Genomic DNA, 13,482 nt, shown 5'->3' with positions numbered 1-13,482 from the left:
GCCGGTGAGCCTACTCACCACCCGCTGACGAGGTCGATGCCCTCCCGCTCGATCTCCCGGGTGAAGACCGGGTCGCCCAGCAGCCGCAGCTCCCACGCCCGCTTGCGCCACCACGTCGCCGAGACGTCCCGCTGACGCGGGGTGTCCGGCGCCGGGTGCAGGAAGATCTCGCTCGCCCCCTCGGGCAGCCGGCGCAGCAGGCGCAGGTAGTGCTCCCGCAGCGTCGCGTAGTCCCGGGCCTCCGCGTCACCGCCGCGTAGGGTCGCGATCACCCGCGGGATGCGCACCCCGGCGGCGTCCGCCGCCGCGACGGCGCTCGCGTGCCGGGCGCGGACGCCGGCGCTCGCCAGCACGGGGTCGCCGTCGCCGTACAGCTCCAGGCCGCGGGGCATGCGGAACGCCAGGCCGTGCGCTGCGCAGAACGCGATCGACTCGGCGAGGTAGGAGCGGCCGACCAGTCCGTACAGGGTGCCCTGGTGCGAGTCGAGCCGGGCGGGCGACGGCGCGTCGGCGGCCGCGGCGGCCCGGGTCAGGGCGTCGACCTGGGCGCCGATCCGGTCGGTGACGTCGTCGAACCCGCCTTCCGGCGCCGGGGTGGGGAGCACGACGTGCACGCCCGGGGCGACGTCGGGCGCCGCCTCGGCGACGTGCCGCACGGCGCGCGCCGCACCCGGGTTCTCCGGCGGGCCGCCCGGCCCCGCGCCGGGGTCGACGGTGATCACGGAGACCGCCGTGAGCGGCGATCCGGCCAGCAGGGCGGCGATCTCGCGGTCCGCGTCGGGATCGGTCCCGGCGTCGTCGGCGGTGAGGACGAGGCTGCGCGTCATGCGGCCCAGTCTGGCGCAGCGGCGAGCTGTCCGGGCCACGACGGGCCGCTGACCTCAGTCTTTACCGATGACGCCGGTGCCGAGCGCCGTCTTGACCTTGCCGAGCTCCAGCTCGAGCTCCCAGGGCGTGGTCACGTGCGGGATGGCGGACGGGACGCAGGACGGCTTGGCCGTGTGCAGGGTGAGGCTCGCGCCGAGGGTGTCCGCCCGCCAGACGCCGGTGCCTACCACCTCGTACTCCCCCACGTCGGTGCGGTGCAGCATCACGACGTACTCGTGGTCGCTGCGCAGGATCGACGCGAGGTTCGCCCCGGGGGGCGAGGAGGCCGAGCCGACCTGGGTGACGACCAGGCTCGCGTCCTTCTCGACCTCGCCGAGCATCACCTTCCGCAGCTCCAGCTCGGTACGTGTCCAGGGCACCCGGTCCACGACGTCGACCCCGGAGCGGCCGGCCTGCACCAGTGCGACGACATCGGCGTCGGCGACCAGCTGCTCGACCGTCGCGTACTTCTCGGGGACGGTGAAGTTCGCGACGCTCGCCTCGCGCGCGCACCCGACCAGCAGTCCGCCCACCAGCAGGACGCCGAACAACGACGCCCCGACACGTGCACGCATCCGTCGTTCACCCCCTGTCGTCCTGGTCCTCGGGTGCGGTGGGCACCCACTGAGAGAGAGCGACAGGTCGCGGCGCGCGGGGCGCCTGCTTCGTGTACTCGCTTGCAGTGCAACGAATGGTCCCCCGCTGCGAGAAGCGGGTACAAGGGGTCACCCGGGCGAACCCGTGCGGATCAGGTTTGTGATTTACCACTATCTGAAAACACGGCGGAGAACCCGTGAAAAGGGGCGGCTGACGGCGCCGCTGGTGGCCGCCGTCAGGCGGCGTGGGTGCTGGCGATCGCGCGCACGAGGCCCGAAGTGGAGATCGAACCCTTGCGGTAGCGCTCGACCGCGGCGGCCAGCGCCTCGCCGACGTCGCTCGGTATGCGCGAGGACGGCGCCGTCGGGTGCCAGATCTCGCGCTCGAAGACGGCGGTCCGGCGGGCCGGTCCCCGGAACAGGCGTCCGGCCAGTGCGGGCGGGGGGCCGGCCGGCGGTGCGGGCACGGGCGGCAGCGGGGCCGGCGGCGGGGGCACCGGTGGCAGCGGCACGGGAGGCACTGCCGCGTTCGGCTCGGGCCGTGCGGCCTGGTTCGCCAGCTGGGAGGCCCGGTATCGGGCACCGGGGTTCCAGCGCAGCGTGGGCATGGCGGGCGGGGCGTGCCGCACCCCGCTGCTCTCCCGGCGGGGAGCCGGCGGGTGCGTAGCCTCGGTGACCTCGGCGGGCTCGGGGTTCTCGGAGAGCACAGGGGCCTGCGATTCGGCGGCTGCGGTCCGAGCGGCCTGCTCGGCGTGTGCCTGCCGCAGTGCGGCGACGATCCGGGCGACGCGCCCCGTGTCGGCCCGCGGGCCGGTCGCGGCGGGCGAGGCCTCGGCAGGCAACGCCCCCGCGGTCGAGTCGCCTTCCACGTCTTCGGCAGCCGGACCCTGCGCATCGGTGGCCTGCGCATCGGTGGCCTGCGCAGTGAGAGTCTCAGGCCCGGCAGGCTCAGCACCGGCTGCCTCTGCGCCAGGAACCTCGCTCGAGCCCTCGGCCTCACGGGCGTCCGGCCCTGCGGCGCGGGGCGTCTCGACCTCGGTCTGGGCCTCGGTCTGGTCCTGCGTACCGTCCGTCGTGCCGTCCGCCATGACCGCGCTCCCTCACCATCGACTGCCCGCGACCCGCTGCGGTTGCTGTCCCATATGTTCCCTGCCCTGCCCGGGACGTGCAAGCCCCGGGCAGGGCAGGGTCATGGTGGAGTCATGACGGCTGGTCAGTCGCCGCCCAGCAGGTCCAGGAAGCTGGGGGTGCTGGCGAACGGGTCGTCGCGCTTGGTGTGTTCCCCGCGCGCCGCCATGGTCGCCGCGAGGGACCGGCCGGCCCGCTCGATGCGCTCGGGCAGCGAGCTCGCGCCGTCGTCGCGCCGGGTGCGGTCGCCGGCCTGCGCCCAGTCGTCCGTGGCCGCGAAGACCGACGTCGTGACGACGTCGGCCCGCAGGTACGTGAACAGCGGGCGCATCGAGTACTCCAGCGCGAGCGAGTGCCGCGGCGTGCCGCCGGTCGCGCCGAGCAGCACGGGCATGCCCGTCAGGGCGTCCTTGTCGAGGATGTCGACGAACGACTTGAACAGCCCCGAGTAGGTGGTGGTGAACAGCGGCGAGACGGCGATGATGCCGTCGGCCTGCGTGATCGTCTCGATGTCGCGGGCCAGGTCACCCGTGGGGAACCCGGTGAGCATCGCGTCGATGATCGCGTGGCCGTGGTCGCGCAGCTCGACGACCTCGACGGTCACGTCGTGGCCGAGCGCCTTCAGCTCGCGCGCGGTGGCGTCCGCGAGGCGGTCCGCCAGCAGGCGCGTGGAGGAGGGCTGGCCCAGCCCCGCGTGCACGACGGCGATGGTGCGCCGGGGCCGGTCCTCGGTGGGGACGATCCCCGTCATCAGAGCGCCTCCTCTGCGAGCTTGCCGGTGAACTCGTCGCCGCCGTCACCCACGTGGGTGGCGCCGGCCGCGCCCTTGGCCTGCGCCGCGGCGACCCGCTCGGCGTGCGTCGGCGGGTTGGCCGGCACGTCCTCGGGACGCTTGGCGTCGGCGATCTTGCGCAGCTCGGGCACGACCTCGGAGGCGAGGATGTCGATCTGCTCCAGGACCGTCCTGAGCGGCAGCCCGGCGTGGTCCATCAGGAACATCTGGCGCTGGTAGTAGCCGACGTCGTCGATGAACGAGCCGTACCGGTCGATGACCTCCTGCGGGGAGCCGACGGTCAGCGGCGTGTCGCGCGTGAAGTCCTCCATGGTGGGGCCGTGTCCGTAGACGGGCGCGTTGTCGAAGTACGGCCGGAACTCGGTGATCGCGTCCTGGCTGTTCTTGCGCATGAACACCTGGCCGCCGAGGCCCACGATCGCCTGGTCGGCACGGCCGTGGCCGTAGTGCTCGAACCGCTGGCGGTAGAACTGCACCATCTGCTTGGTGTGGCTCATGGGCCAGAAGATGTTGTTGTGCAGGAACCCGTCACCGTAGTAAGCGGCCTGCTCGGCGATCTCGGGGCTGCGGATCGAGCCGTGCCACACGAACGGCGGGACGCCGTCCAGCGGGCGCGGCGTGGCGGTGAAGCCCTGCAGCGGGGTGCGGAACTTGCCCTCCCAGTCCACGACGTCCTCGGTCCACAGGCGCCGCACGAGAGCGTAGTTCTCGATCGCGAGCGGGATGCCCTGGCGGATGTCCTGCCCGAACCACGGGTACACGGGGCCGGTGTTGCCGCGGCCCATCATCAGGTCCATGCGACCGTTCGAGATGACCTGGAGCATCGCGTACTCCTCGGCGATGCGGACCGGGTCGTTGGTGGTGATCAGCGTGGTCGCCGTGGACAGGGTGATGTCCTTGGTGACACCCGCGAGGTAGCCGAGCATCGTCGTCGGGCTCGAGGCCACGAACGGCGGGTTGTGGTGCTCACCGGTCGCGAAGACGTCGAGGCCTGCCTCGTCCGCGTGCTTGGCGATGGTGAGGATGGCACGGACGCGCTCGGTGTCGTCCGGGGTGTGCCCCGTCGTCGGGTCCGTCGTCACGTCGCTGACACTGAAGATCCCGAACTGCATGATGCTGTGCTCCTCGATCGTGGTGCTCCTGAGCGGGTCGCCGCTCGCGCTGTTCATGCATCTGCATGAACATGGGTCTCAACCGGCGACCCGTGCTGATTGTTCCCGCCGCGAACACGGTCACCTGCCTCGACGTGCGTGAGATCGCGCACATACACACCCAGTTTGCCCGGAGTGCGCTTGCGGGCGCACGTCCGGTCGGTAGCCTGGTTTGGCACGGCTGGTCGTCAGACCGCCGGAACATGGGCTGGAACATCACAGAGGGTCCCTGCGTTGGCTATACGGACCTTTTTCCGCCACCTATCCCGACAACCCTCTGGAGGACATCGTGCCTGACCGGTCCCTGCGCGGTATGAGCATCGGTAGTAAGAGCATGGAGTCTGACGAGGGCGTGGACTTCGCCCCTCGGTTCCAGGCCTACTACGACTGCCCCAACGGCCACACCATCATCCTGCCCTTCGCCACCGATGCGGACGTACCCCCGATCTGGGAGTGCCGCTGTGGCGAGGAGGCGCTGCTCCGCGACGCCGAGAAGCCCGAGCCGAAGGCGACCAAGCCGCAGCGCACCCACTGGGACATGCTGCTCGAGCGCCGCACCGTGAAGGAGCTCGAGGACCTGCTCGACGAGCGCCTCGAGCTGCTGCGCGCCGGCAAGCTGCGCCGCTCGGCCTGACCCCTCCCCGGGGGCGCGGTGCCCAGCAGCAGGAATAGCAGAACGACCGCCGGTCCGGACCCGAGGGTCCGGACCGGCGGTCGTTCTCGTACGCCCACGGGCTACCGGCCGGACGACGCCACCTCGGCGCCGGCCGCGTCCCGACCGCGCGCCCGACGCCGCGCCCCGACCCGGCCGACGACGCCGGCCACCACCAGCAGGACCGCGAGACCACCGGCCACCCAGCCCGGCCAGTACCCCGCCGCCACCGCGGGCGTGACCGAGGACCGCAACGGCAGGTTCGCCACGAACTCGTCGGCCGTGAACAGGTCGGTCGTGCGCACCACGCTCCCGTCCGGCGTGATCACCGCCGAGACCCCCACCGTCGAGATCTGCACCGCCGCCCGCCCGGTCGTGACCGCCTGCAGCCGCGACATCGCCAGCTGCTGCGTCGACTCCGCGGTCCACCCGAACGACGCGTTGTTCGTCGGGATCACCAGCACCTGAGCACCCTGCTTCACCGCGTCCCGCACGATCTCGTCGTACGCCACCTCGAAGCAGATGACGGTCCCCAGCCGGTACGCGCCCTGCCCCAGACGACTCGGCACATCGACGACCGGCGGGTTGACCCCCGCGATCATGTCCGTGGTCACCCGGTCCACCTGGTCCGAGAAGACCCGCAGCACCGACCGCAGCGGGATGTACTCACCGAACGGCGCCGGGTGCTGCTTCGCGTACCGGCCGATCACCCCCTGCCCCGCCTGCCACAGCAACGACACGTTGTACCGGCCGCCCGTCTCCGGGAACTCCTGCGCCCCCACCAGGATCGGCGCCCCCACCGCCGCGGACGCCGCGTCCAGCCCGTCCGCGACGTCCGACGCCGTCTGCGGGTCCAGGTCGCTGCCGTTCTCCGGCCACAGCACCACGTCGAGCTCACCGGCGTAGTCCTCCGCCAGCACGTACGTGCCCTCCAGATGGTTGTTCAGCACCTCCGCCCGGTTCGCGAACGCCCCCAGGCCCGGCTCCCCCACGTTCCCCTGCACCGCACCCGCCCACAGCTGCCCGTCCTCGGCCAGGTCGCTCCCGGCGTCGTACACCTCGTTCCCCTCCGGCGTCCGGACGGAGCCGGCGCTCGCGGACGTGGGTACCGGCAGCACGAGCGGCACCAGGACGACGACGGCGCCCAGCGCGAGGGCGCCGACGGCGCGGCCGACGTCGGCGCCGGGGCGCGTGGCGCCGTCGGGCCGGGTGCCTGCCACGAACGCCCGGACGACCGCCGCCACGGCCAGGGCGAGCAGCACGCCCGCGAAAGCGACCAGGAGCGTGACGGCGACGGTGCCGCCGAGCCAGGCCGCGCGTCCGGTCGGGGCACCGGCCATGGCCCAGGCCAGGCGCCCCCAGGGGAACCCGCCGAACGGGATCTCGGCGCGCCACTGCTCGACGGCGACGAAGAGCACGGCGAAGGCGGCGGCGAGGCGCCAGCCGCGGCGGCGGACGAACGGCGCGCGGCGGGCCCAGGTCCACAGCGCGCCGAACCCGCCCAGGAACAGCGCCTCGACGGTCGCCACGGCGATCCAGGGTGCGGTCTCGGTCGACTCGTGCGCCCACCACAGGTGCGGAAGGAAGAACGCGAGACCGAACAGGAGACCCATCAGGAAGTTCCACCAGGCGCTGTCCCGGCCGAGCGACCAGTACAGGACGGCTACGGCGAGGAACGCGGCGGGCCAGAGACCGGCGTCGGGGAACGCGGCCCACAGGAGGAGGCCGCCGGGCACCGCGAGGAACAGAGTCAGCAGCCGGGACGGCTCACGCAGGCGCACGCTCGCAGCCTACCGGCGGGTTCACCCGCCCGGCCGGGCGTCGGGTCGGGCGGGCCTGGGCGCCCCGGTCAGAACGTGTCGTGCAGCACGACTCCGTCGCGCAGGGTGTGCAGGCACTCGGGCTCGACGGCGTCGGGCGAGAGGTCGGGCAGCAGCGGGGTGCCGGCGCGCGCCTCCTCGCTCCAGGAGCTGAGCCGTCCAGGGGCGGCCTGCACACCGAGGTGCTCGGCCCGCCACACGGCGAGGTGGGCGGGCGCGCCGACGCGCAGCTGCCCGGCGCCGGTGTGGTCCAGGCCCGCCAGGCGCCAGCCGCCGCGGGTGTGGGCGCGGAACGCGGCGCCTGCGGAGATGCGCTGGTCGGGGTCCTCGTGGCTGGTCGCGGCGCGCACGCCCTGCCAGGGGTCGGCCGGGGTGACGGGGGTGTCGGAGCCGAACGCGAGCGGCACGCCCGCCTGGGCGAGGTCGGCGAACGGCATGATCGAACCGGCGCGCATGGCGCCGAGCCGGGAGGCGTACACGCCCTTGCTGCCGCCGAACGACGACTCGAACGCGGGCTGCACCGACAGGCCGATGCCGTGCACCAGCAGGGCTGCGAGGGTCACGGCGTCGACGAACAGGGCGTGCTCGATGCGGTGGTGCCCGGCGCGCAGGGCGGACTCACCGCTCATCTGGGCGGCGATCTGCAGGCCGAGCACGGTCTCGTCCATGGCGCGGTCGCCGATGACGTGGAACGCGGCCTGCACCCCGGTGGTGCCGCGGGCGGTCTGGACGGCGACCAGGTGGTTCGCGATCTGGTCGGCGGTCAGGTACAGGTTCCCGGTCCAGGGCGAGCCGTCGGGGTTGGTCAGGGCGCCGGCGAACGAGGCCGACGACGGGTCGCTGGGCAGGTCCGAGTAGGGGCTGCGCATCGCGGCGGTGCGCGAGCCGATCGACCCGTCGACGTTGAGGTCGCCGCCGATCCCGGTCAGGAACGGCAGCTCGTCCAGCAGGGCGCGGGCGTCGTCGGCGCCTGTGCACAGCTCGCCGCGGTAGGCGGCCAGGTGCGGCAGGCCCAGTGCGCCCGGTTCGGCCAGGGCGTCGGCCGTGACCGATGCGGCGCTCAGGGCGTGCAGCTCGGCCAGGCCGGCACGGGTGTCGAGGTGCTCGCCGCTCATCTCGTGCACGGACACGATGCCGCGGGCGGCCCACGCGGCCAGGGTCTCGCGGTACAGGCGGGTGCGGCGCTCGGGCGAGAGGGCGTGCGCGACGTCGCGCACGGTGTGGTGCAGGTCGGCGGTGACCAGGCCGGTGTCGGCGGGGGCGTCGGACCAGCCGGAGCCGGACAGGCCGGTTCCGGTCCAGGCGGGGTCGCGCTCGATGCCGGCACGGTGGGCCAGGGCGGTGGAGATGACGGCGGAGTGCACGTCGACGCGGGCGGCGTACACGGGGCGGCCGTCGCACGCGGCGTCCAGCTCGGCGCGCGTGAACGCGCGGCGCTCGGGCCAGGTCTGTTCGTCCCAGCCGAACGCGAGCAGCACCTGCTCGCCGGACGGGTCGGCCGCCGCGAGCTTGCGGGCGCCGGAGTGCAGGGCGGCCAGCGCGTCGGCCAGGGAGTGCACGCCGCCGGCCGGCGTGAGGTCCACGGAGTCGGTGGACAGGCCGGTCTCCAGGACGTGGGCGTGCGCGTCGACGAACCCGGGGGTGACCAGCGCGCCGTCCAGGTCGATCACGCGGTCGGCGCGGGCGGCGAGCCCGGCCGCGGTGTCGTCGGCTCCGATCCATGCCACGACGCCGTCGTCCACGAGGATCGCCTCGGCGAACGGGTCGGCAGCGGAGTGCACGACTCCGTTGCGGTAGAGGATGGATCGGGCAGGGTGGCTCACGGTGGGAACTGTAAACGATCGAGCGGGTCGGTGCCCTGGTCAGGGGGTGACCGAGAGCACAGTCACCCGCTCCTCACCCGGGGCCGGCGCCATCGCGGCACCGGCCCCGGGTGGTCTCAGAGGCTGGAGTAGGCCACGACCCCGCGCAGCACGGCGTCCTGCGCCTTGCGGGCCGTGGAGCGCAGCTTCTCCGACGGCGCGGCGCCGCCGAGCTGGTCCAGCACGTCCACGACCTGCTTGCACCACCGTACGAAGTCGCCCGCGGCCAGGTCGGAGCCGCGCAGCACGGAGTCCAGGCCCTTGCCCGACGCCCACCGGTACATCGCGCCGACCAGGCCCAGGTCGAGCGCGCCGGTCGCGTCGATGCCGTGCGCCTCCTCCAGGTCGTCGACCTCGGACCAGACGCGCTGCGTGTCGTCCAGCACACCGGCGAGGCGCCCGGTGGGCCCGCCGGGGATGTACGGGTCGGGGGCGTCGTCGCGCCGCCCCTGGTAGACGACCGTGGACACGACGGCGGCCAGCCCGGCCGGGTCGAGGCCGTCCCACACGCCGCGGCGCAGGCACTCGGCCAGCAGCAGGTCGTTCTCGGCGTACAGGCGGCGCAGCCACCTGCCGTCGTCGGTCACCCGGATCCGGCCGGTGCCGGTGTCGGCGCCGGTGCGCTGCAGGTACCCGAGGGTGAGCAGCACGTCCAGGGTGCGGTCGAACGTGCGGGCGATGGACCCGGTACGGCCCTCGACGCGGCGCACGAGCTGGTCGTGCTCCCGCTTGAGCTTGTTCCACCGCTCGGCCCACCGGGCGTGGTCGTCCCGTTCGGGGCAGGCGTGGCACGGGTGGGCCTTGAGGGCCTTGCGCAGCCGGGCGAGCTCGGCGTCGGTGGAGGCGTCCGAGCGGCGGCCGGCCGGGGAGCTACCGCCCCGTGCCGCGCGGCCTGTGGCGCCGCGCGGCGGGGACGTCGTGGAGTGCGCCGAGGGCACGTCGTCGGCCAGGACACCGAGTGCGTTGCGCATGGACGAGACCAGGTCGCGGCGCGCGTCGGGCTTGCGCGGGTTGAACGCCTTGGGGATCCTGACCGTGGTCACGGTCTCCAGGCCGTCTGGCGCGTCGGCCAGGGTCAGCTTCTTGACCTGCCGCTCCTGGGTCAGCACCGTCGGGCGTGGCCCGTCGAACCCGCCGGGCTCGCCCGGGTCGAGCACGAGCACGTACCCGCGCCGCCGCCCGGACGGAACCTCGACGACGTCGCCGCGCCGCAGCTTCTCCAGGGAGGCGACGACCTCGGCGCGACGTGCGCCCGTCGCGGCGCGGGACAGCTCCCGCTCACGGTCCTTGATGGCGCGGCGCAGGTCCATGTACTCGCCGAAGTCACCGACGTCGCACGACATGGCCTTGGCGTACCCGTCGAGGGCCTCGGCGTGCGCCTGGGCCTGCTTGGCCAGGCCGACGACGCCGCGGTCGGCCTGGAACTGCGCGAACGAGGTCTCCAGGACCTCGCGGGCGCGGTCGCGGCCGACCTGGGCGACGAGGTTGACGGACATGTTGTAGGTGGGGCGGAAGCTGGACTTGAGCGGGTAGAGGCGCTTGGACGCGAGGCCGGCCAGGGCCACGGGGTCCAGGGCCTGGTGGTCGACGACGACGGCGTGGCCCTCGACGTCGATGCCGCGCCGCCCGGCGCGGCCGGTGAGCTGGGTGAACTCGCCGGGGGTGACGGGGACGTGGCTGGTGCCGTCCCACTTGACGAGCTTGTCCAGGACCACGGACCGGGCGGGCATGTTGATGCCGAGGGCGAGGGTCTCGGTGGCGAAGACGACCTTGACCAGGCCGCGGGAGAAGAGGTCCTCCACGGTCTCCTTGAACACGGGCAGCATGCCGGCGTGGTGGGCGGCCACGCCGCGGGCCAGGGCCTGCGACCAGGACCAGTAGCCGAGCACGTCGAGGTCCTCGGGCGGGATGGCGGCGGTCCGCTCCTCGACGACCGAGCGGATCGTGGCCTCCTCCTGCGGCGAGGTCAGCCGCAGCCCGGCCTTGAGGCACTGGTCGACGGCGGCCTCGCAGCCCGCGCGGGAGAACACGAAGTAGATCGCGGGCAGCAGCGCGTCGGCGTTCAGGGCGTCGATCACGATGAACCGGGGCGGGGTGCGCCGTCCGGTGCCGATCGCGCCGCTCGGCCCGTCGGCGCGCCGGCCGTTGCCGCCGCGGTACCCGCGGTCGCCCCGGCCGCGCCCGCGGCCTCGTCCGCCGTGGTCGCCGGGGCGGTTGCCGCCGCGCCCGGACCGGAACGCGGCGGACAGGTCGGGGTTGATGGGCGGGCTGGTGCCGGGGTCGGTCGGGTCGACGTGCCCGGCGTACAGGTCCAGGAGGCGCGGCTTGCCGCGCGGCTCGGGCGAGGACATGAGCACGTGCTGCCACAGCGGCACGGGCCGCCGCTCGGAGACGACGACGGCGGTGTCGCCGCGCACCATCTCCAGCCAGTCGCCGAACTCCTCGGCGTTGGACACCGTCGCGCTCAGGGAGACGAGCTGCACGTCGTCGGAGAGGTGGATGATGACCTCTTCCCAGACGGGACCGCGGAAACGGTCGGCCAGGTAGTGCACCTCGTCCATGACGACGTACGCGAGCCCGTCCAGGGTCGGGGACCCGGCGTAGAGCATGTTGCGCAGCACCTCGGTGGTCATGACGACCACGGGTGCCTCGCCGTTGATGGTGGAGTCGCCGGTGAGCAGGCCGACGTTCTCGGGGCCGTGGCGGCGCACCAGGTCGGCGTACTTCTGGTTGGACAGGGCCTTGATCGGCGTCGTGTAGAACGCCTTGCGTCCGGAGGCCAGCGCCAGGTGGACCGCGAACTCGCCCACGACGGTCTTCCCGGCTCCCGTGGGGGCCGCGACCAGCACGCCACGGCCCTGTTCCAGGGCCTCGCAGGCGGCGACCTGGAAGTCGTCGAGCTCGAACCCGATGACCTCCCGGAACTTCGTCAGCTCAGGGTGATCGGCCGCCGAACGGCTCTGGGACCGGAAGGCCGAGTACCGCTCGGCGGGGCTCAGGTCGTTCATGGTGCACAGCCTACGGTCCCTGTGTGACACGACGGTATGACACCGCCGCGCGACACGGGGACCGCAGGCCGTCAGACCTCGACGTCGACCTCGGCCAGCCGCTTCTCCACGCGCCTGTCGTGCAGCAGCGCCACCCCGACGGCGGCGAAGTACAGCACGCAGATCGGCAGCGCCACCAGGATCATGGTGAGCGCGTCCGGCGTGGGCGTGATGATCGCGGCGAACGTGAAGGCGACCAGGATCGCCCACCGCCAGCCGCCCAGCAGCCCCTTGCCCGACATCAGGCCGGCGAAGTTCAGGCCCACCAGCAGCACCGGGGACAGGAACGCGAGCCCGAACGCGATCAGGAGCCGCATCACCAGCGACAGGTACTCCTGCGCGTTGGTGAACGCGGTCGCGTCGTCCGGCAGGAAGCCCGACAGGATCTGGATCGCGTGCGGGAACACGAGCCAGGCCATGTACGCGCCACCCAGGAACAGCGGGAACGCCGCACCGACGAACCCGTACGCGTACTTCTTCTCGTTCCGGTTCAGGCCGGGCGTGATGAACGCCCACACCTGGTACAGCCACCACGGGCAGGTGAGGAAGACCGCGAGGAACAGCGACGACTTGATCTTCAGGTCCAGTGCCGCCATCGGCCCGGCGAAGTTCAGGGTCATCTCGTTGCCGCGCATCTCCTCCGCCACGACCAGCGGTCGCTGCAGCAGGACGAGCAACGGGTCGTACAGCAACCATCCCAGGATCGCGCCCACCACCAGGCCGAGCGCGATCAGGACGAACCTCTTGCGCAGCTCGAGCAGGTGCTCGAGCAGTGGCATCCGACCGTCGGACGCCCGTCTCGTTCGTGCCACCGATCAGGCCTTGGGGATGTCGCGGTCCTTGTGGTCGATCAGGCCGGGGGTCGACCCCGTTCCTGAACCGGTACCCGTCCCGGTGGTGCTCGTGGTGGTCGCGGAGCCCGGCACGTTGTCGGCAGCGTTGCCGTCCTCGTTCCGGTCGTCGCGCAGGTCCTTGACCTCCTTCTTGAAGATCTTCATCGACTGTCCGACGCTCTTGGCCAGGCCCGGCAGGCGGCTGGACCCGAAGAGCAGCAGGACGACGACGAGCAGGACGATCCAGTGCCACGGCTGCATGGCGCCCATGGTGACTCCTTACGGTGCGGTGCTGATTGTGGTGCGGATGTGCCCGATCCTACGCGGATCCGGGGGGCGAATTGGTAGCCCCCCGGTAGACGGCAGGTAGCGACACCCGCCGCGGCGGGCCGGACTACTCGTTGAACTGCTTCCACTTCTGCCACGTCGCCACGTTCCGTGCCCGCCGCGCGTCCCGCCGGCCCGCACGCGCCACCCGCTGCGCGTGGACGCGCTGGTAGTGGATGGTGACGTCGTCGAACAGGCTCGGCCCCGCATGCTGCGTGCCTGCCGCCTCCCGCGCCCGGTCGGACAGCTCCTGCAACCGGTCGGCCGACTCCCCGAACCGTTGCGAGGCCCGGCCGAGCTCCTCCAGGAGTCCCTTGGCGGACCGCCACAGAGAACGGGCCAGAAAGAACGCTCCGACGAGGGACCCCACGATCAAGAGGGTCCATACCCAGAACCACATGGTCGC

12 protein-coding genes are annotated in these 13,482 nt (G+C 72.8%); 1 reads left to right on the top strand and 11 read right to left on the bottom strand.

Features of this window, described 5'->3' with window-relative positions:
* Window positions 1-14 precede the first annotated feature (14 nt).
* The 5 genes from ACH47X_RS11490 to ACH47X_RS11470 form a co-directional block, all read right to left on the bottom strand.
* Window positions 15-827 (bottom strand): ChbG/HpnK family deacetylase, encoded by an 813-nt coding sequence (locus ACH47X_RS11490; protein ID WP_397404323.1) that lies wholly within the window; start codon window positions 825-827, stop codon window positions 15-17.
* Window positions 828-881: 54 nt separating this feature from the next.
* A complete protein-coding gene (locus ACH47X_RS11485; RefSeq protein WP_397404321.1) occupies window positions 882-1,442 on the bottom strand; it encodes a hypothetical protein in 561 nt (186 codons plus the stop codon).
* Window positions 1,443-1,699: 257 nt separating this feature from the next.
* Complete coding sequence (locus tag ACH47X_RS11480; RefSeq protein WP_397404319.1) at window positions 1,700-2,551, bottom strand: hypothetical protein; 852 nt, start codon at window positions 2,549-2,551, stop codon at window positions 1,700-1,702.
* 125 nt (window positions 2,552-2,676) lie between these two features.
* Complete coding sequence (locus tag ACH47X_RS11475) at window positions 2,677-3,342, bottom strand: FMN reductase (protein ID WP_051432655.1); 666 nt, start codon at window positions 3,340-3,342, stop codon at window positions 2,677-2,679.
* The gene (locus ACH47X_RS11470) at window positions 3,342-4,496 is read right to left on the bottom strand and encodes an LLM class flavin-dependent oxidoreductase (protein ID WP_397404617.1); all 1,155 of its coding nucleotides are present in this window, start codon (window positions 4,494-4,496) and stop codon (window positions 3,342-3,344) included. The genes ACH47X_RS11475 and ACH47X_RS11470 overlap by 1 nt, the downstream gene beginning before the upstream one ends.
* A 328-nt stretch (window positions 4,497-4,824) precedes the next feature.
* Here ACH47X_RS11470 and ACH47X_RS11465 point away from each other — a divergent pair, with 328 nt between their 5' ends.
* The gene (locus ACH47X_RS11465; RefSeq protein WP_026365682.1) at window positions 4,825-5,169 is read left to right on the top strand and encodes an RNA polymerase-binding protein RbpA; all 345 of its coding nucleotides are present in this window, start codon (window positions 4,825-4,827) and stop codon (window positions 5,167-5,169) included.
* Between the two features lie 101 nt (window positions 5,170-5,270).
* Here the strand turns inward: ACH47X_RS11465 and lnt are convergent, their stop codons facing one another.
* The 6 genes from lnt to ACH47X_RS11435 form a co-directional block, all read right to left on the bottom strand.
* A complete protein-coding gene (gene lnt / locus ACH47X_RS11460; RefSeq protein ID WP_397404316.1) occupies window positions 5,271-6,968 on the bottom strand; it encodes an apolipoprotein N-acyltransferase in 1,698 nt (565 codons plus the stop codon).
* A gap of 68 nt (window positions 6,969-7,036) precedes the next feature.
* A complete protein-coding gene (locus ACH47X_RS11455) occupies window positions 7,037-8,830 on the bottom strand; it encodes an amidohydrolase (RefSeq protein ID WP_397404314.1) in 1,794 nt (597 codons plus the stop codon).
* A 116-nt stretch (window positions 8,831-8,946) separates the two neighbouring features.
* Complete coding sequence (locus tag ACH47X_RS11450) at window positions 8,947-11,877, bottom strand: DEAD/DEAH box helicase (RefSeq protein ID WP_397404312.1); 2,931 nt, start codon at window positions 11,875-11,877, stop codon at window positions 8,947-8,949.
* Window positions 11,878-11,948: 71 nt separating this feature from the next.
* Complete coding sequence (tatC, locus tag ACH47X_RS11445; protein ID WP_036959722.1) at window positions 11,949-12,695, bottom strand: twin-arginine translocase subunit TatC; 747 nt, start codon at window positions 12,693-12,695, stop codon at window positions 11,949-11,951.
* A gap of 36 nt (window positions 12,696-12,731) precedes the next feature.
* Window positions 12,732-13,019, bottom strand: coding sequence for a Sec-independent protein translocase subunit TatA (gene tatA, locus ACH47X_RS11440; RefSeq protein WP_397404310.1), 288 nt, complete (start codon window positions 13,017-13,019; stop codon window positions 12,732-12,734).
* 124 nt (window positions 13,020-13,143) lie between these two features.
* Window positions 13,144-13,476, bottom strand: coding sequence for a hypothetical protein (locus ACH47X_RS11435; RefSeq protein ID WP_397404308.1), 333 nt, complete (start codon window positions 13,474-13,476; stop codon window positions 13,144-13,146).
* Window positions 13,477-13,482: the final 6 nt, after the last annotated feature.

This window comes from Promicromonospora kroppenstedtii (assembly GCF_044389675.1).
GTDB lineage: Bacteria > Actinomycetota > Actinomycetes > Actinomycetales > Cellulomonadaceae > Promicromonospora > Promicromonospora kroppenstedtii.
This window is presented reverse-complemented; position numbering and strand designations above follow the sequence as displayed.